General features: G+C 58.0%; 28 protein-coding genes. 2 read left to right on the top strand and 26 right to left on the bottom strand.

Going from position 1 to position 23,308, the window contains the following annotated elements; translation table 11 throughout:
• Nucleotides 1-3 precede the first annotated feature (3 nt).
• Together merP and merT are read right to left on the bottom strand one after the other, a co-directional pair.
• Nucleotides 4-282: a mercury resistance system periplasmic binding protein MerP gene (merP, locus tag ACSBPU_RS15135; protein ID WP_442592857.1), complete on the bottom strand. Its 279-nt coding sequence runs from the start codon at nt 280-282 to the stop codon at nt 4-6.
• Nucleotides 283-294: 12 nt separating this feature from the next.
• Nucleotides 295-645 carry a mercuric ion transporter MerT gene (gene merT / locus ACSBPU_RS15130; protein ID WP_442592856.1) on the bottom strand — a complete coding sequence of 117 codons (351 nt, stop codon included), beginning with the start codon at nt 643-645 and terminating at the stop codon, nt 295-297.
• 70 nt (nt 646-715) lie between these two features.
• Between merT and merR the strand changes: the two genes are divergently transcribed.
• Nucleotides 716-1,123, top strand: coding sequence for an Hg(II)-responsive transcriptional regulator (merR, locus tag ACSBPU_RS15125; protein ID WP_442592855.1), 408 nt, complete (start codon nt 716-718; stop codon nt 1,121-1,123).
• 100 nt (nt 1,124-1,223) lie between these two features.
• Here the strand turns inward: merR and mobF are convergent, their stop codons facing one another.
• The 24 genes from mobF to ACSBPU_RS15005 form a co-directional block, all read right to left on the bottom strand.
• On the bottom strand, nt 1,224-4,121 hold the full coding sequence (gene mobF, locus ACSBPU_RS15120) for a MobF family relaxase (RefSeq protein ID WP_442592854.1): 2,898 nt from the start codon (nt 4,119-4,121) through the stop codon (nt 1,224-1,226).
• 135 nt (nt 4,122-4,256) lie between these two features.
• Complete coding sequence (locus ACSBPU_RS15115) at nt 4,257-5,918, bottom strand: type IV secretion system DNA-binding domain-containing protein (RefSeq protein ID WP_442592853.1); 1,662 nt, start codon at nt 5,916-5,918, stop codon at nt 4,257-4,259.
• A 12-nt stretch (nt 5,919-5,930) separates the two neighbouring features.
• Complete coding sequence (locus ACSBPU_RS15110) at nt 5,931-6,365, bottom strand: hypothetical protein (protein ID WP_442592852.1); 435 nt, start codon at nt 6,363-6,365, stop codon at nt 5,931-5,933.
• A 10-nt stretch (nt 6,366-6,375) separates the two neighbouring features.
• A complete protein-coding gene (stbB, locus tag ACSBPU_RS15105) occupies nt 6,376-7,083 on the bottom strand; it encodes a StbB family protein (RefSeq protein ID WP_442592851.1) in 708 nt (235 codons plus the stop codon).
• Nucleotides 7,080-7,517 carry a hypothetical protein gene (locus ACSBPU_RS15100; protein ID WP_442592850.1) on the bottom strand — a complete coding sequence of 146 codons (438 nt, stop codon included), beginning with the start codon at nt 7,515-7,517 and terminating at the stop codon, nt 7,080-7,082. The genes stbB and ACSBPU_RS15100 overlap by 4 nt, the downstream gene beginning before the upstream one ends.
• A 34-nt stretch (nt 7,518-7,551) precedes the next feature.
• Nucleotides 7,552-8,010: a hypothetical protein gene (locus ACSBPU_RS15095; RefSeq protein ID WP_442592849.1), complete on the bottom strand. Its 459-nt coding sequence runs from the start codon at nt 8,008-8,010 to the stop codon at nt 7,552-7,554.
• Nucleotides 8,011-8,454: 444 nt separating this feature from the next.
• Nucleotides 8,455-9,372: a TrfA gene (locus ACSBPU_RS15090; RefSeq protein WP_442592848.1), complete on the bottom strand. Its 918-nt coding sequence runs from the start codon at nt 9,370-9,372 to the stop codon at nt 8,455-8,457.
• 148 nt (nt 9,373-9,520) lie between these two features.
• Nucleotides 9,521-10,540, bottom strand: coding sequence for a P-type DNA transfer ATPase VirB11 (gene virB11 / locus ACSBPU_RS15085; protein ID WP_442592847.1), 1,020 nt, complete (start codon nt 10,538-10,540; stop codon nt 9,521-9,523).
• On the bottom strand, nt 10,518-11,651 hold the full coding sequence (virB10, locus tag ACSBPU_RS15080) for a type IV secretion system protein VirB10 (protein ID WP_442592846.1): 1,134 nt from the start codon (nt 11,649-11,651) through the stop codon (nt 10,518-10,520). The genes virB11 and virB10 overlap by 23 nt, the downstream gene beginning before the upstream one ends.
• Nucleotides 11,648-12,535 carry a TrbG/VirB9 family P-type conjugative transfer protein gene (locus tag ACSBPU_RS15075; protein WP_442592845.1) on the bottom strand — a complete coding sequence of 296 codons (888 nt, stop codon included), beginning with the start codon at nt 12,533-12,535 and terminating at the stop codon, nt 11,648-11,650. The genes virB10 and ACSBPU_RS15075 overlap by 4 nt, the downstream gene beginning before the upstream one ends.
• A 27-nt stretch (nt 12,536-12,562) precedes the next feature.
• Nucleotides 12,563-13,249 (bottom strand): virB8 family protein, encoded by a 687-nt coding sequence (locus ACSBPU_RS15070; RefSeq protein ID WP_442592844.1) that lies wholly within the window; start codon nt 13,247-13,249, stop codon nt 12,563-12,565.
• A 3-nt stretch (nt 13,250-13,252) separates the two neighbouring features.
• Entirely contained in the window at nt 13,253-13,390 is a 138-nt protein-coding gene (locus tag ACSBPU_RS15065) for a conjugal transfer protein (protein WP_442592843.1), read from the bottom strand.
• A gap of 91 nt (nt 13,391-13,481) precedes the next feature.
• Nucleotides 13,482-14,432 (bottom strand): type IV secretion system protein, encoded by a 951-nt coding sequence (locus ACSBPU_RS15060; RefSeq protein WP_442592842.1) that lies wholly within the window; start codon nt 14,430-14,432, stop codon nt 13,482-13,484.
• Between the two features lie 11 nt (nt 14,433-14,443).
• The gene (locus ACSBPU_RS15055) at nt 14,444-15,148 is read right to left on the bottom strand and encodes a type IV secretion system protein (RefSeq protein ID WP_442592841.1); all 705 of its coding nucleotides are present in this window, start codon (nt 15,146-15,148) and stop codon (nt 14,444-14,446) included.
• 81 nt (nt 15,149-15,229) lie between these two features.
• Nucleotides 15,230-15,607 (bottom strand): hypothetical protein, encoded by a 378-nt coding sequence (locus ACSBPU_RS15050; RefSeq protein ID WP_442592840.1) that lies wholly within the window; start codon nt 15,605-15,607, stop codon nt 15,230-15,232.
• 190 nt (nt 15,608-15,797) lie between these two features.
• Nucleotides 15,798-16,355 (bottom strand): hypothetical protein, encoded by a 558-nt coding sequence (locus ACSBPU_RS15045; RefSeq protein WP_442592839.1) that lies wholly within the window; start codon nt 16,353-16,355, stop codon nt 15,798-15,800.
• Between the two features lie 11 nt (nt 16,356-16,366).
• The gene (locus tag ACSBPU_RS15040) at nt 16,367-18,811 is read right to left on the bottom strand and encodes a VirB4 family type IV secretion/conjugal transfer ATPase (protein ID WP_442592838.1); all 2,445 of its coding nucleotides are present in this window, start codon (nt 18,809-18,811) and stop codon (nt 16,367-16,369) included.
• A gap of 11 nt (nt 18,812-18,822) precedes the next feature.
• Nucleotides 18,823-19,143: a type IV secretion system protein VirB3 gene (locus ACSBPU_RS15035; protein WP_442592837.1), complete on the bottom strand. Its 321-nt coding sequence runs from the start codon at nt 19,141-19,143 to the stop codon at nt 18,823-18,825.
• A 3-nt stretch (nt 19,144-19,146) separates the two neighbouring features.
• A complete protein-coding gene (locus ACSBPU_RS15030; protein WP_442592836.1) occupies nt 19,147-19,467 on the bottom strand; it encodes a TrbC/VirB2 family protein in 321 nt (106 codons plus the stop codon).
• 88 nt (nt 19,468-19,555) lie between these two features.
• On the bottom strand, nt 19,556-20,221 hold the full coding sequence (locus ACSBPU_RS15025; protein WP_442592835.1) for a lytic transglycosylase domain-containing protein: 666 nt from the start codon (nt 20,219-20,221) through the stop codon (nt 19,556-19,558).
• An 11-nt stretch (nt 20,222-20,232) separates the two neighbouring features.
• Entirely contained in the window at nt 20,233-20,898 is a 666-nt protein-coding gene (locus ACSBPU_RS15020) for a TrbM/KikA/MpfK family conjugal transfer protein (RefSeq protein ID WP_442592834.1), read from the bottom strand.
• A 56-nt stretch (nt 20,899-20,954) separates the two neighbouring features.
• Nucleotides 20,955-21,248, bottom strand: a complete 294-nt coding sequence (locus ACSBPU_RS15015) for a plasmid mobilization protein (protein WP_442592833.1) — start codon at nt 21,246-21,248, stop codon at nt 20,955-20,957.
• A gap of 609 nt (nt 21,249-21,857) precedes the next feature.
• Nucleotides 21,858-22,037 (bottom strand): type II toxin-antitoxin system RelE/ParE family toxin, encoded by a 180-nt coding sequence (locus ACSBPU_RS15010; protein WP_442592832.1) that lies wholly within the window; start codon nt 22,035-22,037, stop codon nt 21,858-21,860.
• Nucleotides 22,034-22,279 carry an antitoxin gene (locus tag ACSBPU_RS15005; RefSeq protein ID WP_442592831.1) on the bottom strand — a complete coding sequence of 82 codons (246 nt, stop codon included), beginning with the start codon at nt 22,277-22,279 and terminating at the stop codon, nt 22,034-22,036. The genes ACSBPU_RS15010 and ACSBPU_RS15005 overlap by 4 nt, the downstream gene beginning before the upstream one ends.
• 328 nt (nt 22,280-22,607) lie before the next feature.
• Here ACSBPU_RS15005 and ACSBPU_RS15000 point away from each other — a divergent pair, with 328 nt between their 5' ends.
• A complete protein-coding gene (locus tag ACSBPU_RS15000) occupies nt 22,608-23,303 on the top strand; it encodes a response regulator transcription factor (protein WP_442592830.1) in 696 nt (231 codons plus the stop codon).
• Nucleotides 23,304-23,308 lie beyond the last annotated feature (5 nt).

Below are 23,308 nucleotides of genomic sequence, written 5' to 3'. Positions count from 1 at the left end.
TCCCTACTGTTTGGCGCTGGAGGGATAGCCAGCGTCCTTGGTCGCTTCAACCAGAGCCTGTACGTTGGTCTTGCTGTCATCATAGGTGACACTGACTAGCTTGTGCGCCTCGTCGATGCCAATCTTCTCCACGCCAGGTATGCGGTTGAGTGCAGTGCGCACAGTGATCGGGCAAGCGCCGCATGTCATGCCTGGAATGGACAGCGTTACCAACTTATCGGCCGCCCAAGCCGGGGAGGAAAGCGCAGTGGCAATGGCGAACAGGACAGTGAGTTTTCTCATGAGGATTTCCTTTCAATAGAACAGCGGCAGGACGTAGGGGAAAACGAGGGCCACCAGGACCAGGGTGGACACGATCCAGAAAATCACCTTGTAGGCTGTCCGGACTTGGGGTGAGGCGCAAACGTCGCCGGGCTTGCAGGCATGGGGCGGTCGGAAGATGCTGCGCCCGGCGAAGAACAGCGCGATGAGCGCTACGACGATGAAGATTGGCCGGTACGGCTCCAGCACGGTCAGGTTGCCAATCCATGCGCCCGAGAAGCCGAGAGCGACCAAGACGAGCGGGCCGAGGCAGCACGTTGAGGCCAAGATGGTCGCGAGACCGCCAGCGGCCAACGCGCCGCGACCGCTCTTGGGTTCCGACATAAGGTTTTCCTTCCGAGTCTTCGCTTGATGCTGTAATGTTACTTCCGTAGTCAACTACGGAGTCAAGGCCGTGCAGAGCGCTCAAGAGAATCTAACCATTGGTGCCTTCGCCAAGGCAGCCGGGGTCAATGTAGAGACAATCCGCTTTTATCAACGCAAGGGTTTGCTGTCCCAGCCAGAGCGGCCTTATGGGAGGATCCGCCGCTACGGGCAGGCGGACGTGGCGCGGGTGACGTTCGTGAAATCAGCCCAGCGCTTAGGATTCAGCCTGGATGAGGTTGGCCAGCTCCTGAAACTGGAGGATGGCACCCATTGCAGCGAGGCGGCCGAACTGGCCGCCCACCGGCTGGCCGATGTGCGCGCACGCATGGCGGACCTCACGCGAATGGAAGCAGCGCTGTCGAAGTTAGTGAGCGAGTGCAGTGCGCACCACGGCAATGTTTCCTGCCCGTTGATTGCAGCGTTGCACTGCTGCTAGGTCAAAGCTGTCGCGCGCCTTAGCGTACGATTTTTTTTTCGATTTCTGAGACGCCTCCAGATAGGGCACAGGTGCCTGAACTGATGGGCGATCTTGGAAATCATGCAATGTCCAACTCGGATTCCGCTTTCAGGGGCGCTGTGCCAAGCTCGTTCTTTCCTTGCTCCAGCTCATGTGCCGCCATCTGCTGCAGGTCATGAGCTAAGCCTTTATATGTCAGGCGATCCACGCGTTGGGGCAGCTTGGATGCATCATCTGTAAATGCCACAATTTCGTGCCGCTCACGAGAAATGCTGACATAGTAGGTGTCCTGGGCGGTCGTGCGGCTGAAACTTTCAGCGTTGTAAAGCACCCGGTCGCAGGTCAAACCCTGGGCGCTATGCGCGGTGGTGGTGTACGCATAGTCCATGTGTAGCGGTCGATCTGTGGATAGCTGCACGCGGCGACCGTTGGTTTCGATGGTGACGCTGCTTGCATCAATCGCCGCGACTTTCGCCAATTGGCCGTTGACTAGGTCGTTCTGGGCATCGTTGCGTGTGATGCGGACATGGTCGCCCACAGACAGCTCTGCCCGGCTCAGGTGGTAGACCGATAGCTTGGACATGGTTTTCGGGATGATCTCTATGGGTTCGGCATGGGTTGGGCTGGGCTTGAGCGGTTCCACGGTGATGCGGTCATGGCGCGTGCTGCTGGTGACACTGTACAGCTCGCCGCGTTTCAGACCGCACTGGTAATCCCGTTCCGGAACGACAATGTCGCCAACGGTGTAATACCGGGCGACACTGCGCTCTGCGCGAGTGGTGTCATGGCGAGTCAGCAGTTGGCATCGGTACCCTTTTCCTTCCAGGCCGAGCAGGGCGTGGATCCGTTCATTGATGGCTACGCGAGACGAGTTGGTTCCAGTCACCACGATGGTGCCCGCTTGGTCTGCCGCTGGAAGCTGTACATAGGCTTGGGCAATAGCTTCATATCGTGCGGAACTGTCCCGGCTTTTGTGGCCATGCTCGTCAGTAGTGAATTGATCCGGGATGCTAAGCACCTGATCTAGGAGCGGTAGGGATCGGCTGGCTTGGCCTTCGGCGGCGAGCTGCACTGCTTGGCGTAGCCGTTCAGAGCGTTGTCGCTGGATGTCCGCCATCAATACGGTTTTCATGCCGCTTTCCTGAAGCATGGCAAACGCGCGGCCTGCCTCGATGGCCTTGGTCTGGGCGGTGTCGCCCAGCAAGACTACTTTAGCGCCTGTTGGTTGAATGAGTGCCAGCAGCTTGTCCACCTGGCGCACGGGCACGACCCCAGCTTCGTCAATCACTACGACGGTTTTCGGCCCCAGGGTGTTGATGAAGGGGCGTTTGTCAGACGCAGAAAGTACCGATGCAATCGTGTTGGCCGGTATGCCATCTTCGCGCAGATTACGAACCATGTTCCCGTAGGGGGCTAGGGATGCCATGGCATGACCCTGTTGTTGCAGGATGGCTTGTGCATTTTGCAGAGCGAAGGATTTACCCGTGCCAGCCAGGCCCTGGATACCGGTGATTTGATCGGAGCCGGTCGTGATCAACATGACGGCCTCGCGCTGGCCTGGCGTCAGGCGTGTGTCCAGGCTGCTTTCGGCACTGGTGTCGGTAATTGTGGCGTGCCAGGCACAGCGGCCAGCATGTTCGGCGGCCATTATTCTGAATTCAACCTCAAAGGCCTTTCGGGTTGCATAGCGTGGGCTTTCCATCAACAGGCGTCCTTCGGCAATGGCCTGATCAACTAGTTGCAGGGCGGTGTCCTGAGGCAGGCCGCGCAGACGTATGACTTCTGCAGCCCAGCCTTCGCGCGTCAAAGGAAGGTCTTGCATGTCTAGAGTGCTGCGGTAGTGCGGTGCTTCCCGGATCAATGCGCCGGACGCCACACGTTCCTGGATCGCTGCCTGAATGGCTGTGATATCCGTATGGCCACCGGCATGGCGAACGGCGTTTTGCAGCAAATCCGCCAGAGGCATGACGGATTCCCTTTCGGCCAGATGTTGGATCGACCAGTTCAGTGAGGCTTGAGCCACCAAATCGGATCGATGCTCCAATTCCTGTGTCGGCTGGATATCCGCTTGTTGGTTGGCATGGTCAAACTGCATCCCGATAGCTGTAGCGGCGTCACGCCATTGCCGATACAGTTCCGTTCGATTGAGTTCCTGTGTCTTCGCCTGGCGGTGGGCTAGAGTGATGCCTTGACGTAGGGCGTGAGGGGCGGCTTCACGACTGGTGCCACGTGCAGATAGTTCAGCCGTGATGCCGGCGCTGCGTTTACTGAAAAACTCGATCTGCTCACGGCTGATATGGGCCAGTTCGATATGGCTTTTTTCATGGCGAACCGCGTACCCCAGCGCACGGACATTGCGTTCCAGTTCCGCCTGGTAGATCGAGTCCGTCACGCGCAGCAGCTTGAAGATTTCTTCATTGGACAACGCTACCCAACTGCCGTCGACCCGCTGAGTCAAATTCATCAGTAGGGCGTGAATGTGCAGATGAGGATCGGGGGCAGCGCCTTCGGTGGGGCGTGCGGTTTCGTGGCGGAACTTGGCAATAATGAGATTGCCTGTGTGTTCTACCCTTGACTTGCCGTTTTCCTTGCGACGGCCCATGGTTAGGTGCTGTTCGACATAGACGAGAGCCGAGGCGACCGCTTTATCGTTGGCGTGAATCAGGCGTTCGTCGCCACCGATCAAGGCCTGCAGGGTGATGCTTTTAGGTGCGCCGAAGGTCAGATCGAGGGCGGCGCGAGCTTTGGCATCTTTGCGGATTGACCTGCCGGCTGCGACGCCACGGCCAAAATCGCCCTGCAGCATGGCTTTGAAGCGTTGAGGGTCGATTTCACCGATGGCCCCCAGACGTCGAGCGCCTTCGCCTTGCCACGTGGCGGCGTTGCCGTCACGGCTGTAGTAATCATCGGCTTGATCGGCGTAGTAGTGGGTTGCAAGGGACGCGCGGGCGCGATAGATCTGGCTGTGCGAGATCATGTGAGCTCCAGGCAAGGGTGGTGGCGAGAAATTGGCCAGCAGGGCACTAACCCTTACCAGTGCTAGCTCTTGAAGGTAAGGAGGAAGGGTTTACACAAGTTTATCCACAGATTATGTGGATAAGTGGCGGGGCAACTAATCGTGATCGATTAGTCCATTAGATGGTGTTGTTGTGGAAGTAGCAGCATTTAGCACTCTTCCCGACTCTTGAAACGCCATCGCAGTCGCCCCAAACTCCCTGAACGGCAACCTCACCCTCGCAATCGGAAAATCCCCTGCCAAGGCAACATACCCGCCCAGCGACGGCAGTGCCTGTATCTGTGCAGCGGTCACCACGTCTTCTGTCGTCCGATCCATGTTGTCCGACGTATTCCGATGATCCACACTGCGACTGATGCTGTACTTAGGCCGTTCGACCTCGTGCTTTCCGAGGCTTTCACTCATATCCTTTGCCGTTTGCGGGTCGGTACGGGAGCCGCCCAGCACAGCCAGGTTGCGAAAGCTCGCCCGGATAGTGGTGGACATGGTGCGCCCGTAGATATGTTCCAACTGCGACGTACTCTGCAAACCCGCCACAATACGCAGGCCATTTTTCCGACCCTTGGTCAGGCCCGCTTCCAGTGACGGCAGGGCTTCCAGGCTAGCCAGCTCATCAATGAACAACCACCAGCGTCGGTGGGTGCCTTCAGGCATGGATAAGATGGACGTAATGAACACGTCAGCCCATGACGACACCAGCGGCTTCATGGAACTCATCATGTCTTCGCGCCAGTTGATGTATAGGTTTCCACCGTCAGGCTTAGCCAACCAGTCTCGAATGGAGAACCGCCCAGGCTTCATGCCGGTGTGCTCGGACAGCTTGTTCGATAGCACGAAGCGGGCAGAAGACAGGGCTTTGCTGGCTTCGCTGGAGCCAACAAAAAGGGATTCGGCCAGCGTGCCTTCCAAGAATTGCTTCAAGACCTTGGGGTCTTCGATGGTACATAGCCGGAACAGATCCATGACACTTGCCCCGTCGCCCTGCAGCTGGTGGAGTTTCTTGGCAGTCTCGCGTAACAGCAGGCGACCGAAGTCGTTCCATTCTTCGGCGTTCTTATCCTGGCTCATGGGAACCATGGAATGGGCCAGCCGCTTCCAGTCGTAGTCGGCACGAACTTCATTGAAGAACGACCAACCCTGGCTGCGGGCATCGTAGGGGTTGAGGATCACGTCATTAGGCTGCCAAAACTTGCTCAGTAGGTCGCCATTGGGGTCGATCACGATCATCCGATCGTTGCGCTCTGGCGTTCGGCCGGGCAAGCGGTTGTTCATGCTGTGCCTTGAGCGATTCAGCACAGAAGCGGCCATGTTGCGCAACAACACCGATTTACCGGAACCTGTAGCGCCGCTGATGAGCAAATGCAGGTTCTCGTTGGCGGTCGGCATAGGGATGCCGCCCACGTCGATCTGCTGTTTGCCGCGCTCTGCGCACTGGCGTGCTAGGCTTTTTGCCGAGGTGGTTCGGGTGCCACGCACAAAGCGCTTGTAGGCAGCTCCCTCAAATCCTTCAGTTTTGGCGGTGCGCCCGATAATCAGGATGAGCATGAGCGACAGGGCCAGGCCGACGCCAAGCGCTCCGTAGAGCAAGGGATATTGAGGCGTCAAAACGACGAAATGCCGGAAGGTTCGGGCATTCCAGTCTCGCCAGTGCATGCGGCTGCCCCAGGTGGCAGCGGCCATCCAGGCACCAGTAGGGAGGAGGGCCAAAGAGAAGGCGGCGATGCGCCGCCGGGTAATGGGCGAGATTAGGGTGGACATAAGTGCCGATCCTCAAGAAATCAAAATCTGGCCCAGAGTCAGGCCAGCCAGTAAGCCTCCTAAAATGCCGGCTGCGCCGCCCACGACCAAGGCAATGAGTGCCATGCGACGTGCGGATCGGTGGGCGATGCTGGCGTACTGGGCGGCATCCCGGGACAACTGATTCAGCCGGCTGTCGGTGTCATCCAGCATGGTCTGGATGGCGTGCTGGGCCTGCTGATTGATGGGTTTGGCTGCCGCTTCCATCGTGGCGGTGAGATGGCGGCCAAGTTGCTGAGGCAAGACTTGCTGCGCTTCGCCCATGGACTGCATCTGCTTCTGGACCGCATCCAGACTTTGTGTGGCGCTTTCCAGTCGGTCCACGAGGCCTGCGACTTCACCCAATGCCTCGTGGTACAGCAAATCCAGCTTGGTACGCGCGCCACTGGAATTCGAGTGTGATTCCATAGTGGCCAGCTCAGGAAAACAGCGCGGTGAAAGCTGCGTTCATTTGCCGGTCCACTGGCTTGGCCAGCGCACGCAGGGCGTGTCGGTTGCTCAACTGCGAAATGCGAACATGGTCTTCAGGATCGGCAGCGCGAAGCAGGGCGCGGTAGTCCGTCTGGTCAGCCAGTACGTCGGCAATCGTGGTGCGTTGGTCTGCGAGCAACTCGAAGACTTCGTTTTCGTAAATGGCGGCCCGGGGGTTGGCCTGCACTTCACCTGTTTTGGCGGCATAGGCCAGGATCGAGGGAAATTCATCCTGCACGCTGGTATCGACACGATTGAAAAGGATCCGCACCCGCTCTGGATCGACGCCCAGTTCAGCCAGGGCTGCCACGGTTTTGATGGTCTCGCGCTGGGCCTTGCCGGTATTGATGACAGGCAGTACGAAGTAATTCATTTCCTCGTGCGCGCCTTCGTAGCGCATCATGTGCGTCAGAAAATCCTCGATGTTGCTGGCGCCCACATCGACAATCGCATCGTCGCGGGTGAGTAGTTCCCGGAACAGTCGGCCAAAGTGTTCCCCGCGTAGCTGATCGACATTCAGGCCCAGGTCAGCGCCCGTTTCGTTGGTGGATTCCACTGCAAAAATCTGTGCGCTGTTCATACGTGGCGCCAGAAGGTGAGAGGCGGCAACTGTCTTGCCAACGGAGCCGGTGTAGTTCAGGACGGCGACTTTCATGGTTCATTCCTTTTGGTGGGGTTGCTGTCAGCAGGTTGAGTACGATTGGCCAAGCCCTCACGGCGCAAAGCCTCCAGGTCTATCTGCATGTCGCGAATCTTGCGCAAATCGCCGGGTGTCTGAATGTCGCGCGGTCGGCCCTGGATAGCATCAAGTGCCGGAGGATGTGAGGGTGGTTTCACTGCAGAGACTGGAGGCCTGGCTGCTGGTCGCTGGGCTTTGCGCCAGCGGTACAGCGTGATGGCGTAGGTGCTGCGTTGTACAGTCAGGCCTGCGGCGGCCAGATCATCCAGCACGGCAGCATGTGGGACGCCGGTAGCCAGCTCAGTTTCGATCAAGGGAAACAGGGCGCGCAGCTGCGCAGCGATGCTGATGCGAGGATCCAGGGCCGCAAGTGTGGTTCGGTAGCGCGTTACGGATGGAGATTCATTCATGGTTTTCCAGGAGTTGGGGTGAACACGGTGTCGCTCAGCGCGACAGCTCGAGAAAGACCTTGGCCTGTTTGCCTGCCAGCCAGGTGCAGCCTGCAGCAAGCGCTTCGTCATAGGCAGATTGTTCGTCAGCGAACCGAACCGACTTGCCTTGTGCGGAGAACTGTCCGCCGCCGACTTCCTGACCGTCATCGAGCAGGCGCAGGGTGTAGGCGCCGATCTCGGAGTGGTGGGGGATGATCTCGAAGGAGAACCGCCGCGAAGCCTGAGTCGCTTCAGTATGAAATTGCCTGGCCACCTCGCAGAGGCGGGCCGCCCAGTCCGGACCGATGCGATCCAAGGCTTCAGCGATGCTGTAGCCTCGCTCACGGAGCCAGTCGCTGCGATCCAGCGCAAGGGCAGCCGTCAGGGCTTCGCCCAGGCTCATAGTGCCAATGCCGTAGTGAGCGGCTTGCTGAACGATGTCGAGCATGCGGGTGTCGATGTTCGCGTGCATGAAGTCTCCTTTGCCCTATGGCTTGAAGGGCAGTGATGGGGATGAAAGAGGGAAGTGCCCGAAAGGGCGGATGTGGTCCGTTGCTGACCGATGCAGCCGCTGTGCGGCTGCCCAGCGTGATGATATAAGACGGTCTGAGCCGTGCAGGCGGGGGCGGTGCATATCGGGCAGGCCGACTTATTCACAGGCCTGGTTGGTAGAAGTAAGGTAGAAATAAGGTAGAAGGCGTATCGATGGCTGGAAAGGACCTGTTTACGCGGGTTTCCAGAAATTATTTGCGATGCTATGACGATAAAGCGCGATGCTGTGACGAGAAGCCGCGATCTTATGACGACGTCGGTGCGATGCTATGACGACGGTAAGAACCACTTATCCACAACCTGTAAAAGACCCTGGAATCGGATGTTTCTGTAAGTCGGGCGCGATGTTATGACGATTGGAAATCTAGCGATCCAGACGTATCCAGACGGCTTGCTCGTGGCCCCGGGTGGCGGTTTCTATGCGTGGCTTTGTAATGACCTCCAGTTCTTCCAATTCCGTCAGGCTGCGCTCCAAACTCGTCCGAAAATCACGCATGCGACCGGTGTATTGGGCGCGCTGCTTGAGAATGTCCAGGCTGTACTTTTGCTGGATGTCGGCGGATGTGCCGATCAGGCGCTGCAGGCTTTTGGACAGGTCGTGTCGCATTTGCAGGCGCTTGGCCCAGTCCACCAGGGCATATTCCCGATTGCCGAAGATTTGTGCCCAACGAGGATCGGCGTACAGGGTATAGCTTCCGGTTGGTTCGTGGTAATCAAAGCCGCCCAGCATGGCGAGGACTCGGGTAGAAGGATGTCTGCCGTAGCTGTATTTGACTGAGCCATCCTTTCTGCGGGCCTCAATGCATAGGGTGAAGCGGGCCAAGTCTTTCATGCCTTCATGCAGCCATTCATAGGCGCTGCCACCTGTGGGTCTGCCCATGCCGCGCAGGAAATCCGCTCGGTTGATAACTGGCGCTTCGCCCAACAGGGCCGTGGTCTGCAAGTACATGGCGTGCATCCAGATGTCGGCGTGGTCTTCGCTCAACTGCTTGCCGGATCCTTTAAGCAGGATGTTGCTGCCTTCCAGAAAAACGGTGTCATCGTGCAGAGTGCGCCAGCCCCGACGAACCGGCGCAAAAATGGCGCTTCGGGCGATGTAGTTGGGGATGGCTCTGGCCGTTTCATTGATACCCGGCAGCATGAATGGGGTCGGGGTTGAGGCCTGCTTTTCTGCGGCGGCGGCCAAGGCCTGGGTAGCCTTTTGCTGAGCCCGTTGCATAGCTGCTGACAGGCGCAGTAGATTAGTGGCCTGGTGAAACGGCAGGCGTGTGGATGAGGTCATGGGTAAAGCTCCAGACGAGCCCATACAAGGCCTGCCCGGAACGTGTGCAGCGCCTCACACGGGGTTCAGGGGTAGATGCGACCGGGCAAAGCGATGGCTGGCCGCAAGGATGAATATGGATGCCCGTCAGGGCGTAGTTAGCTGCGGTTCAGCCGTTGACTTGTCGCCTGGGTTCAAACCAAAGTTCTTTAAGCCGAAACCGCTCGAAATGCAACACGATGTCTACGGTCTGACGTAGAAAGGCCTGGATGGTTGGCAGATCGAGGTTGCCGCCCGTGGGTGATTGCTTGATGAGCATCGCCAGGCGGTCAAAGGTATCGGCGGCCCCATTGGCGTGCGTGGTGGTGACTGACCCCGGATGGCCGGTATTCAACGCCGCCAAGTAATCCCAGGTTTCAGGGCCGCGCAGTTCGGCAAGGAATATCCGGTCTGGCGACAAGCGCATGCAGGCGGCCAGGCTTTCGGTGGCTGACACGCGACCGCGTGTGCCGCCATACATCAGATGAATACGGTTTTTGTGCCGAGGCAGAATGAGTTCATGAACGTCCTCAATGGTGACCAGGCGTTCATCGACGGGCACCCGGTCGATCAGCGATCTCGCAAAGGTGGTTTTGCCGGATCCTGTTGCGCCGGAGATGACCAGATTCTTGCGGGCCTGAATGGCTGCGAGAAGAAATCCGCGAATGTCACCTGCATCCTTCAGGGCCATCAGTTCTTGATCTGTTTTCGAAAGACCGTCCGAAGTATATTGGGCGGCGGCGTCGTGAGTGGCCTCAAAAGCGCCTTGAGCGTGCAACTCCTCCAGGGAAAGAGCCACCTGGGCGTGCTTGCGGATATTGATGGCCAGCGTGCCGTCAATGCAGGCGGGGGGCAGCACAATCTGGCCGCGCTCACCGTCGGGCAGGACAACAGATTGAATCGGACCGCGCGCCATGTGGTTATACGCTGCTAGCGCGGTGGCCAGAGCTTCCAGGTGCGGGTAGGAAAGCTGAAGGCATTCGTGAAGCTGCCAGGCACCGCGTGTACGGGTGTAAATCTCACCGGCCCGCACGATGGCAATTTCAGTGACGCTAGGGTCTTCCAGGTGTTTGGACAAGGGCCGTAGAAAGGTGCGAACGGCAATGGATCGATCAAAGGGAATCGGTTCAGGGGATGGGTTCAAGCTCATAGACGTGGCTGAAATCCAGATCGCGGGCGACCATGATGCCGATACGCTCGCCCTGGTTCTTGTAAAGAGTGGGAGGAATGTCCAGGGACTTTTCCAATATCTTTGCAACCGCTTCTTGTCCGCCTTCGGCGGTGTTGTCAAAGCGGATGTTGTTGCTGCCCGATTGCCCTTGATTGGATGCCCAGTTACCGAAGTCGCCCACCAGAGAAAGAAGGATGGCGTTGCCAAAGCGTTCCCAGAAGTGGTTGTCGATATGTCCGCCCAATCCCGCTTCGCCCAGCGGGCCTGTACCGGGCGAACTCAAATTCACGATGACGCCGGTAGGCGTTTCCAGCCGGTTCCATGTCACAAAGGCGCGGGCCTGGCCCTGCTGTATGCCTCCAGACTGATAACCCGTGAATTTGGTGCCGGCATCAATGAGCTTGACCTTGCCGTTGGCGCTCATGACATCGTGCGTGGCCAGACACGTCAGAAGCCCGGACTGGGTGCTGACCAGTTTTGTCTGCAGGGTGCAGTCGATCATGGTGCCTTGCGTGAGAAGGAAGTTGCGGTCACCCAGTTGCCCAGCCACTGATGGGGCCAGCTCCAGCGGTCGCAGCTTGTCGGCCAGAGGGCCAGCATCGCTATAAGGGCCTTGGGGGCCATTTGACTGGCTTGGGGTTGTGCCGCTTGCGTCTGCACCACCGGCCTGTAGCGGACTGGCCAGCCGACGCTGGGTAAGTTCGTCGACAGGAGGCGGGGCTGCGGGCATGGGTGGCGAGATGTTGTAGCTGGGCACCACCGTTGGCTCGGGCGTCGGAGGCGGCAGTGCTGGAGGTGGCGTGGGGCGCTCTACCTTGGGAGCTTTGAGGCGATTGGTGATGCCGCTTTGATCGGCTTCCAGGCCGTTATCGGCTTTTGCTGCTGACTCGCGGCTCCAGACCTTCATGAGCACACCGACAGCCACTGCCACAGCGATCAGGATGGTGAGCCACAGAAATGCGCGGGCACCGCGCGGGGCGCTGCGCCCGGTTGCTTCCAGGTTCAGCGTTTCCCTTTCCAGGTTCGCGTCTTTTGGATTCCCCTCTTGCGAGGCTCGTACCTGTGCCTGGTCTTGTTCCTTTTCCGTCATGGGGAATTCCTTTCTTGCGTGGCTTCGCGTATGCGGATGGTGGGCACAGGTGCCGCAGCGGGCGATTGCGGACTCGCAGTGCCTTTGATGCTGCGTCTGACTGCTGGTGATGCCGTCCCGGTATGTGCTGGCATGGGTGTGGTGCCGTAGGCGCCGTTGTGAATCGCCAGCACTTGGTCGCCCAGGCGCAGATGCCATAAGGCAGACGTGCGATGAAGCACCATGGTGCGTTCATCTGCCATGTGGTGATTGGTGATGACTTCCTGGCCGTCTGGCGTGACGCGGTACACGGTCGGGATGTCGGCTTGCGGCGCAAACTGCAGCCAGGTCTGACGGCCATCATCCCAGGCGTGTACTGGCGCGATGGCCGCATCGCCGCTGCGGGTGTAGGCCTGCCAGTTCATGTTAGTGCTAACGGCTTGTAAGGATCGTTCAATCGCAGCCTCTTGTGCGGCCTGAGTTCGTTGCCTGGCTTCAACCTCTGGGTAACGGATCACGAGTTTGTACAAGGCGGCTGAGTTGCGGTTGTCGCTGTACGAGAGCCTGAAGCTGTAATCGCGTCGATCAGTGACAACGATGAGGTTGGTGTTGGCGTCCTCTGCCGTGGGCTTGAAGAACAGGTGATTGTTCTTGTAGGTAAATGCATAGGCCTGGCTGTCGCCAAAGACATGGTAGACATAGTGCTCACCTGGCTCCAGCACGATATGGGTGGCCACGCCGATCACGGCGTTGAGCTGGATGACATTGGCGTCGTTGTAATTTACATAACGCACGCGGTGGTCGAGCCGCGAGGAGCGAGGGGTCTCCAGCGCCAGGGCGCTGGCAGGTATGGCCAGGCAGAAGAACAGCGCCAGCGCCTGCCGACTGGGGAAATGTTTGAGCATAAGAATTCCTTCAGATCCTTGTCGGTGTCAGCGCGACAGGTCGGCAGCCAGGTCATAGCGCATGACCTGAAAGCCCAGCGGGTTCAGACGGGCGACCGCTTCGGTGAGCGGCACGTCGGTGTATTGGTACGCCATGGTGGCAATCAGGTGCTGAACCTTGGTGATGTTGCCCGTGGTGACTTCCCGCTCTGTCTTGGTAAAGCGCACGATGGCGGCCTGGTTGGCACCCAATGTGATCGAATGAACCTGCACATCGACTGTGCCCTGGGTACCGAGGCGTGTCGTGACGGCGTCCTGCCCTTCGAATCGTGTGCCGTACTGCGTTTGGATGGGCGCGGAGGACAACAAAGCGCAAGTGTCGAATTGCTCCTGTATCGTTTGCCAGCTGTAGCCCTCGCAGTTCAGCACGTAAGTGTTCAGAAAATATTTGGCGATGCGCTGGCCGTAGTCTTCGAGCGGCTGGCCCAGACTGCTGACATGTTCGATGGTGCCGGTGGCGCTATCGACGCGTACTACATACATTTCAGGCGGCTGCTTCAAAGGGGTGAGGCCCGCTACAGCAGCGATGGAGGCCAAGGCGACAAGGCCCGCGCCGATGGCCACCTGCCAGGCGCGCTTACGGCTGCTGACGAGCTCCCCGAGGTGATCGCGCTCCAGGCCGCGCGATTGCTCCAGGTAGGCGGCAACGTCTTCGGATTTGAGAGATGAGGACACGAGTCAAACTCCTTTGAAAAGAGGCGGCGTGGCATTGACTGGCACGCGGGGAGTGTCGACGGGTTGCGGCGGCTGAGGCGCATGAAAGGCGCAGCCAGCCAGCAGCCCGGCCAGCGCCAAGGCGGCAAAGAAGTTTTTCATGAGAAGATTCCTGTCCTGCCGGACCGGCAGAAGGATTGGGGGGGATGGAAAGCAGGTCGATGGCCCCGGTATGGGCCGACAGGCGGATTGCCTATTTGGCGCGCAGGCGCATCATGCTGCGCAGACGCATGATGGAGAACGCGCCTTTGGCAGCGGTACCCACACCGAGCTGAGCGCCGAAGCCGTTGGAGAGTCCGGCGGCGAGGCCTGGAATCATGACCATGATGACAAGGCTTGCTGCGCCAACCAGCACTTGGGCTCCGAACAGCGAGAGAACGTCAGAAACACCCGTTTCGATCTGATCGGCAATCATGCGGATCAGTTGAATATTGAGTTGCAGGATGAGGCCAAAGACAAGACCTGCGAGCAAGGCCAGGAATATGAAGTTCAGTGCCTGAGACACCCAACTGTTGAAAAGCTGCTTGGTTGATTCAAACAACGTGGCGGCAATGAATATCGGGCCTGCTGCGACGACTAGGGCCATTCCTACTTTGCAGACCACGACTATCACCATGATGATGCTGCCTACTACGGCGGCATTGATGCGCAACAGTGTTGCCAGAATGCTGACTAGGACTTCCTTCGTTGAAGGCATGAAGTTGTACCAGGGACGGTCACTAGCGCCGAGCATGGCATTGGATGCCTCACTAGTTTCATTCTGTAGTCTGTCTACTTCCAAGGCTACGTCACCTGTGCCGAGCGCCAATTGTGTGACATCGTCCGGCAGCGCGATCATCGTCTTCGCGATGCCGGCCTGATACAGGCCACCAGCACCAAAGATCATTGAAATAATGGCCACGAGAATTGCTTTGCGAAAGAACTCGGTCACAGTCATATTGCTCTGCCCGTGCATAAGGGCAAATGCGTACACAACGAATTGCAGGGTGAGGCCCACCACGATAACCGGCATAAGCGCTTCAAACAGCGCCTGCATGGGGCCATTGACGGCATCGCTCAGTATGCTTTCAGTCTGAGTTGTGACCCATTGTGCGATGTCGCTCGGGGCAGATGGGGGTGCGACGGGAGGGCTGAGGCTGGCCATGATGTTCGGCCCTATTCTGCAGGGCCGGTGGGGTTGCTGGATCCTGAGCTATTTCCAAACCAGCCGCCATAGACTCGTTCGGCTCTTGCCTGCAGCAAGTGACGTTCTGCTTCCAGTTGCTGAGACGCCAGTTCAATACGTGTCTGCTCTGCGGTGATGTTGGCCTGCTCAATCTGGATACGAGCCTGTAATTCAGCGATCTCCTTGGGATTGGTGGTTTGATTAATCTTGCTTTGTAGCGTATCCACATTAGCTAGACGTTGGGTCATGGAATCATAAGCACGTTCGCTCATGGCCTTTGCTGTGGCTTCAATGTTCAGTGCCCGTTTTGAGAGCTGTTGGCGATCCTCGCTGAAGTCCACTGGTGCCATAACATCATCAGTAATTCGGGAGACATCCCCGTTGAGGCCCGAACTGCCGGAGCGATCCAGAAGGTCTTGGGCGCTGGATGGCAGCGCGGCGCGTAGCTGGTTGCGGATATCGAGATCGCCCGTGAGGCTGCCGTAACCGCTCGACTGGGTGAAAGCTGCCAATTGGCTTTTTGCCGTTTGTAGCTGTTCAGTCATGTTCTGCAACTGATCGCGGGCAGTCAGTAATTGTTCCTGCAATTGGGCGATGGTGGCTGCATCGACCGTGGGAATACCACTGGCGTGGGCTGGACTCAGGAAGGTGACGGACAAGGTGATGCCCGCCGCAAGGAATTTGCAGCGTGTCATGAGGGCTCCAAGGGAAAAATGGTGACGGCGAACGGGATCGCCGTATTTTTGGTGTCGTGCTCGGGGATGAGCTGTAAACGGCTACTTTCGGGAAACGGCGGCCTGGTACTCGGCTTCTGTGATGCGCCGGGCCTTCAGGCTGTCGGAAACAATCTCATCATCTGCTTCTTTGTAGGCCACCTGAGCAGCGTCGGCCACTACGAGGATATTGACTGAACCCTTGAGTGTGGCAGGCACAGTATTGGACTGGTAGCCGACCGTGCCCAAATTATTCCAGGCGGTTTCTGTGAACAGAAAGCTATCGCCATTGCGTTCAATGTGAACCAGGGTTGGGGGATAGCGACCATTGTCCGAGAACCAGTACCCGATGAATTTTTCTCCGTTGGGCTCGGTCTTGCAGCCCGAAAGAATTGCTAAGCTACTGACACCAGCGGCAGTGATGAAATTTCGTCGGTTCATTGGGTTTCCTATGGTGAACGGTTGTTGGGGTGAGCCGGGCTACGTTGGAATGCTGCCCAGGCGTCGGTCACGCTGCAAACGTGCCCAGCCTTTGTAAGCCAGTCGGGTCCTTGTTTATGTTTCAGGATGTACCGACAAAGTACGCCCATGTCGTCATTCGGAGCGGGGATATTTTGGAGGCTGAATGGATTCATAAGCATAGGTCTGGTCCTTCTTGTTCGAGCCCCTGTTCCTGCCTTAGCACTGCTTGATCAAAGCGGACGCCGACCAAGTCAGCCACCCGTTGATACTCGATAGGGCTCGGTGGGTGGCCGTTCACTTCGTGAATGTGCAGGCTGTAATATTTCTGTACACCTTGCTCAAAATAGGCACGATCTTGGCGCGGATACGTGGAGCGGAACCAAATGTCCGGGGCCATGCTGGGATCGGTGCACGATGGTTCGGAAATCCCGTAATCCCGGCCATGGCGCGCCAGATCATCGGCAACGACGATGACGCGGTCGAGTTCGATATCGTGGGTACTGACTCCACGTGCTTCCAGGTCTTGAAGTGTCCAGCGTTCACAATGGATGGAAATGACAAAAGCGTCATCCGCGGTGCCCGCTTCGGCTTCTGAGCCGGTAAGCCCCAGACGGGCATAGAAGTCCTCATCCTTTGTTGTCTGCAGATCGTCGCGAGCCTGTGCCTGGCGATGGTTGTGCTCAAGCGCTGCCCGCTGCTTTTCCCGGTCATGAGTATCTTGTTTCATAGGCTACCTTCTTATGAGATGGCGGTTATCTGGCGGCTTTGTCTGACGATGTCCAGGTACACGGGTAGCCAGGCAACCGGATCATGCCCGGCCTGGGCCACGGCCTGCTCGGCTATCTCGGCCATGTCAGGACTGCCAGAGAACACCAGCAGTTCATCCTCGCAGCCGGACAAGTCCAGCTGGGCGACGGTGACGCTGGAGCCTTGCTTGACGAGGAACTTGCGGCTGGCCTCGCCCAAAGACTTCAACAGCTCGAACTCGGTGGGTGACAGGCCGAAGCCTTCGATGTAGTCGCGGGCCTTGGCTCTGGGGTTGGGCAGCAGTATCAAGGTGGCTGTCTGCTGAACCAAAGAGGGGCCGACCGGGTTTTCCGTGATGGCACCCGGCTCCTGGGTGGCGAAGGCCAGCACACCGTTTTTCTTGCGGATGGTGCGGCTGGCGTCCTGCATGTCATCCTGAAAATGCCTGTCCTTTAATGGGTGCTGGCATTCGTCGTACAGGTTGATGATGCGCCGGCCATCGTGCAGGGCATCAATGCGGTGCTTCAGATACATCGTGGCTGCGCCCCGTACCGCGTCATCATCGAGCAGTTCAGTCAGATCAAATCCAAAGATGGCAGGTTCGCCCGTGTCGGTGGCTAGACTCAGTTCATCGGTAGGGTTATCGAACACCCAGCCGTATTCACCGCCCTGGCACCAGGGAGCCAGGCGAGCATGGATGGTGCTTGTGGTGTCATCCTCACTGTACGGATTGGGTAGCAAGGTATTCAGGGTCGATAGCGTGCGGGCCTCCCGGTCGATCAGCGTGGTTAGCTGCTGCACTGCCTGGGTGATCTCGGCCTGCTGTCGTGTGGTGACAGCTTCGCCTCGGCGCTCGGCCAGGAATACGACTAGGCGCACCATGAAGGCGACGTTTCCTTTGGTGGGCTCCATCTGGAACGGATTCCAGCCTGTTGTTTCACCAAGTCGGATGTTGAAGTATCGGCCCCCTAACGCCATGATGAGCACCTGCATGCCCTGATCCTTGTCCCAAACAACACACGTTGCACCAAACTTCTGTGCCTGGGTGAGCAGCATTCCCTGCAATACGGTCTTACCCGTGCCGGTCATTCCAATGATCATGGTGTTGCCAGGGCGACGTTTTCCAGTTTCGTCCAAGTCCTCGGTAGAGGCGTGGAAGTTGAAAAAGAACGGGCTACCTGTCTGGGTTTTGAGCAGAGTGACCGCTGGCCCCCAGGGGTTGCCGACCGGTTTGCCGGTCAGCTGGTTATGCAGGCTGGAAAAACACAGGAAGTTGAGCGATGTGATGGGCACTGGACGTGGCCGCCAGTGCCAGTTACCTGGCAGTTGCGCCCAGAACCCGGCTTCCAGCGCTCGATCCAGTGGCCGGAAGCCGACCGCCTCTTCGGCTAGTAGCGTGGCGGTCTGAGCCAATGCCTGGCGTACGCCTTCAGCCGTGTCGCCATAAATCAGCATCGTGGCGTGATGATCGCCCAGGCCCATGCGAGCTGACGTCAGGTCGTCCATGGCCTCAGTCAGTTGGGTGACCTGGCTGATGGAATCGTCGCCTGAATCGACCAGCAGCTTATGGTGTTTCTTGACCAGCTTCTTGGCTGCGGCCCCGGTATGGCTGCCCCACGATTGGGTGAGCACGAATTCGTGGGGCAGGCCCAGCAGCCGATCCAGGTGTCCCGGTTTTGTGGTTTCCGGGTAGTCGCGCAGCTCCATCATGCCGAAGATGCGGGAGCTGGCGACGGTCCTCAGTTCGCCCAATTCCCCATGACGGCCAAAGATCGGCCTGGCATAGGGCAGGGTGTCTCGCAAGCGTTCCCGGCTGATTGGTACGGGCCTGTGCGTACCGGAAAGCAGGAATCCCAGGAACTCGGCGGCTTCGCTGAAAGCAAAGCCCTTGCGATCCACGATGCCCAGCGTTTGCGGATCGTAGCGGTACAGGCCCGCGCTCAGGGCGCGTAAGATGCCGTTCAGGCGTTCGATGGATTCGGCCTGCCAGTGCGCAATGCGTTGCGCGTCGGCTTTTTCCAGGCTGGCGAATGTGCCCAGTATCGGATCCTGTACCGGGTGAATGAGCACTGTCAGGTATAGGTCGTTGATCATCAGGCCCGAGGCGTCGAACGTGGCACGGTAGGCGGCATCGAACCGGGAGGCAAAGGGTTGGTTAAAGGTGCTGTCGGGGTATTCCGTGACGCGGCGGCGCACGATATGGGAGTACAGGCCAAGCGATCCCATGGGCAAGCCGCGTAGTACGTTATGCAGCGCTTCGATCCAGTCTTTCAGCTCATCTTGTGCATAGGCGTCCGGCGCGCGGCCCGTTACCTTTATGATCGCCAGATATTCATGGTTATCGCAGGCAATGATCTGGTCGGTGACGTGGTGGGAATAAGGCAGATAGCGTGAGACGCGCCGTTCGTCCACGGCCAGGGTGGTAGCAGCAGTCATGGAAACATCCTTTACTTGATGAAGGCGCGCCAGGGCCGGCGCCGGTGATAGCCTTGCAGGGCGTAGCTTGAGCCCTGCCAGAAGCGTTGATTGCGATTGCGCCGTCGCGTTTTCAGTTCGAGCCACAGCACATCGAGGGCTTTATCGTCATCGCGGGTGACAATGGCGAGCGTGGGTATGACGATGAACAGCAAGCCCCACCACGCCAGGCCTGCCGTCATGGCGATCATGGCCACGCAGGTAAAGGCACCCAGTAACAACTTGGTGGGAACGCCCATGAAGGTGGCCTTGCGGCCCAGTCCTCTAAAGACCGGATAGGTGTTGGTCGCCATGACTTACTTCCAAAGCAGTACGACCAGCTCGGCAGCCGATCCCGCCAGCAGTACGCCGATGCCCCAGCGTATGGCATCGTCTTTGCGCATGACCTCTGCGGAATACAGTACAAAAATGATGACGCCGATGATGATGGCTGCAATGGGCAGGATGACATCCAGATTGTCTCGGAGGGTCTGCAATGTGGTTTGCGCTCGGGAAAGTCCGCCGATGGATTGTGCAAATGCAGCCTGATGGATGCCGAACAGCAGTGTGGCTGTAATCAGTTTGTTGATGATGTGCAGGAGAGACGTAGCGTTTCTGATGTGTTCCAGTAGAGACATGCAAAGGCTCCTGACCCAGGCACCAGGTGGCGCAGGGGTGTGGTAGATAAGAAAAGGAATGAACTTAGCCGGGCCGGCCCGGGGTGCGTCAGGCGTCGGAGTCTGGCTTGATGTCTCGTTCGTCGTCGCGCGTTTGTGAAAAACCGTCGGTTGCCGGATTAGCGCTGAAGCCGTCCGGTGCACCTTCGGGTTGAGTGGGTGGTTCTTGATCAGGTTTTTGCGCCGACTCTGCCGGTGTAGCCTTTGCCGCGGGCCTGGTCGTTTCATTTTCCAAGGGTGCCAAGGCCGGAACCTTGATCTTGGCTTGGGCCAACACTTTGCCTACATAGCCATTGGTGAAACCGCGCTTGAAATTGCCGGTGTTGTAGCAGGACAGTGCGGCGCGCAAGGCATGCTGCGGATCCGCCTGTCGGGGTAACGCTCGGGCATAGCACTCTGCCAGTACAGTCTGGGCGGCCGCCAGATTGCAGCAGGGATCAAAGACGGTTTTGCTATCCAGATTCAACCACGCCCAGTTGCGAACATTGATCTGTCCCAGTCCGGCATCGAAGTCGATACCCTGGTCAATGAGGCGGTCGGCGGCTGCGGTCGCTTCGGACAAGGAACGAGGTTGCCGTCGTAGGTGCCGGCCCTTTCGGTTGACGCCGATGGCGTACTGCCGGATTCGGGACTCATGACGAATCAGTGCATGCAGCGTGACTGGGTGGATGTTGGGTGCGCAGGTCAGGGCCAAGGCGGCAAGTTCTGCGATCATGGGTGGCTCCTTCAGCGTCCGCGCCGGTGTCTGGGGTCCGTCAGCGAAAAATTCCAGCCTTTAGCCCATAGACCATTATGGTCCGCATCCCATTTGGCTTGCGCTGCCTCATACTCTTCGGCTTTAACCCAGTGCCCGCCCATGGTTGGCCTGCCAACGTAGCGTACAGACAGCTCATACGTCCAGGCGTGATCGTTGTAAACGACACAATAGGTGGGCATTTGGTCGAGTGTGACCGTAGGCAACGGATGGATGTCGTAGATGGTCTCTCCGCTGTCGCCGCCGTACTCGCGTTTGCGCCATTTGTACGCCGTAGCGGCATAGTTTTGGTTCAAGAATTCCGCGTCACATTTCCCCGCTCCACGAGAAATGGCGTCGATGCGGCCTGACATGCCTGGGTCTCCGGACGCCGGGCACTGGGATAGAAAGGAACGTCTCGCCGCGACGGTGGCAGACCAGTCCAAGCCGTGCTTGTTGTACTTCTTGATGTCGAAGTAGTGGTCCAGGGATGGACTGCATTGGCCAGGCCGCAAGCTGGAAGACAGGCATAACGTTGCTTCGCAGGCCAGGCGGGGGGTGCCAGTGAGCAAGTCAGCAGTGCCAGCAGCATGAGTGACAGGAGCCAGGACGCAGGCGAGCGCCAGCGCCCCGGCCCGCAGGGTGGGAAGGGTGTGCATGAAGTGTCTCCGGGGAAGGGGTACGGCAGGTGGCCTTGGAACAGGCCATGAAAGGATCAGCGTTGATGCTGCAGCGTCTGTTGCGCTAGGGCAATCTGTTCAGGTTTGGCCATGGCCCGCACCAGATGGGCGGTTTCGATAGCGGCCAGGCGTGTGTCGCGCAGATGGCCCAAATCGGCCACGATCTGACGCAACAGCGTCAATTCTTCCTGCAGCGTGTCGTCGGCGGACAGCCGCCGCCTTATATAGTTAGAGAGGGATAGCCCGGAAAGGGCGGCAGCCTCGCCCAATCGAGCAGCATGAGACGGGGTCACCCGTATACGGATGACCTCGGACAGAGGTTCATTCATGGTGTTATCCCTTATAGTGGACAAGTGAGAATCTTGTATTAGCTCGTGGCCTGGGCGCCAATACGCTAGGCTGGTGTATACAAGCCTCACGTTTTTGGTATGTCTTTTGGTATTTAAAGAGTTGATGTGCTTTGAAACCCGCATAGATATTGACTATTCGAGTCTCGCCGTCGCACCAAGATTTAAAAATCAGGTCGCTTCAAAACGACTTGTAAAGTACCCGGAACCCGCATGAACATTAGTTTCATGCGGGTTTTTTGCGTTCAGGGCGCCTCAGGCTGTTTCGGTAAGTCTCATGTTTTTTGGTATGTTAAAACTGACATACCATAGCGTTTCCCCCACGGAGACCCGACATGCCAGGCGAGCATCAGCGCCCCGGCTCGCAAGGCGGGAAGGGTGTGCTGGGGAAGTCTCCGGGAAGAGGAAAGCAGGTGGCCGTAGACAGGCCCGGGCAGAACTATTCGGGTGCACCGGGTCGGGATTTAATCTGACCGCCAATTGTCATCAAGTCCATGCGTTCGTGGAGGATCGCTACGATCAGCGCCGGCGCTTTCCCGCGTGGCAGGCAACATATGTAATGGTGCTCACATGCGCCATGCACAGCGCTGGTTAGAGGGCGTTCATGTCCTGGTACACGCCCTGGCGGGTGGCCAGGCGGGCCATGTGTCGTTCCAGTGTAATGATGTAACGGCGCACCTGAGCATTGCCCCACTGTTTGCGCGTGTAGCGGCTGATGCCGCGTAAATCGGCTTCAGCCGCATCGACCAGGCGATAGCCAAGCGAGGTCAAGTGTGGTCACCCTTGACGAGTTCTTCATCAAGAATTTCGTCCACGCTTTTGGTGGATACTTTCCCGGCTAACCCGTCATTGATGCGCTTGGTCAGAAGGGTTTGCAGGTCCTGCCACGCCTGATCGTCAGTAGGAAATAGCCGTTCAAGCGTGTATTGCTTGATCGTCTTGCCCTGTAGGGCGGCCATCGCCTTCAGGCTTTGGTGCTGTTCGGCGGTCATGTCAATGGTAAGGCGGCTCATAGCAGTCGCTCCGTAGATTTCATTAAACCCACATTTATACATTTTGGTCTGATTGCATGTCGACATCTATGAGTGGTAGAGCGGGTCGGCGTATTCCGTTGTGGTGGCTGAAAGGATTATTCGCTATCAGTTGAGTTCGCTTCGTTCAGGGAAGATCCGTACTCATTAGCGTTGTCGCAGAAGAGTTGCCGCGCGATGGCAATGTGTTCAGGTTTGGGTATGCGGAGCGGTCTTTTTTGATGTTTTCTTGATATATTTTTGATAAATCGTTGCCGGCGAATGGCTTACGATACCGTAGACGTTTCGAAAACCGGCTGGAGGCAATGTGATGTCGTTGAGGCAGGCCGTACGAATACTGATAGTCGAAGACCACGCCGGACTGGCAACGAATCTTTTTGAGTTCTTCAACGACGAGCGCTATATCCTTGATTTTGCGTCGGACGGATTGACCGCGCTTCATCTGGTCGCGACCAATCCATATGATGTCATCATCCTGGACGTGATGCTTCCCGGGCTTTCAGGGTTCGAGATATGCCGGCGCCTGCGTAACGATCTCCAGTCCTCCACGCCGGTCATTATGGTGACCGCCAAGGATCAATTGCAGGACAAGGAAGAAGGATTCTCGACGGGAGCGGATGACTATCTGGTCAAGCCGTTCAACCTTCGAGAGCTCCAGCTCCGGGTGGACGCGCTCTACCGGCGCAAGACTGGTTCCCCGCGAAAGCCCGAGCTTCGGGCGCCCGGCATCAGTTTCGATCCCGGAACGTTCATGGTGCGTACCGATAATGGCGATCAGCTCGAGCTTTCGGGCACTGCTGCACGGATATTCGAGGAGCTCATCAAGGCATATCCGGATTTTCTTTCGTATGCGCAAATCCGGGACAAGGTATGGGGTGAAAAAGAAGTGGACATGAATACGCTGCGCACGCATGTATATTCGTTGCGCAAACTGCTTCTGGATGCCTTTCGGCAACCGCTTATCAAGACCATGCACGGTCGCGGCTATCGGCTCCTGCCACCGTGATTGGC

Source organism: Parapusillimonas sp. JC17 (genome assembly GCF_052180245.1).
Lineage (GTDB): Bacteria > Pseudomonadota > Gammaproteobacteria > Burkholderiales > Burkholderiaceae_B > Parapusillimonas.
This window is presented reverse-complemented; position numbering and strand designations above follow the sequence as displayed.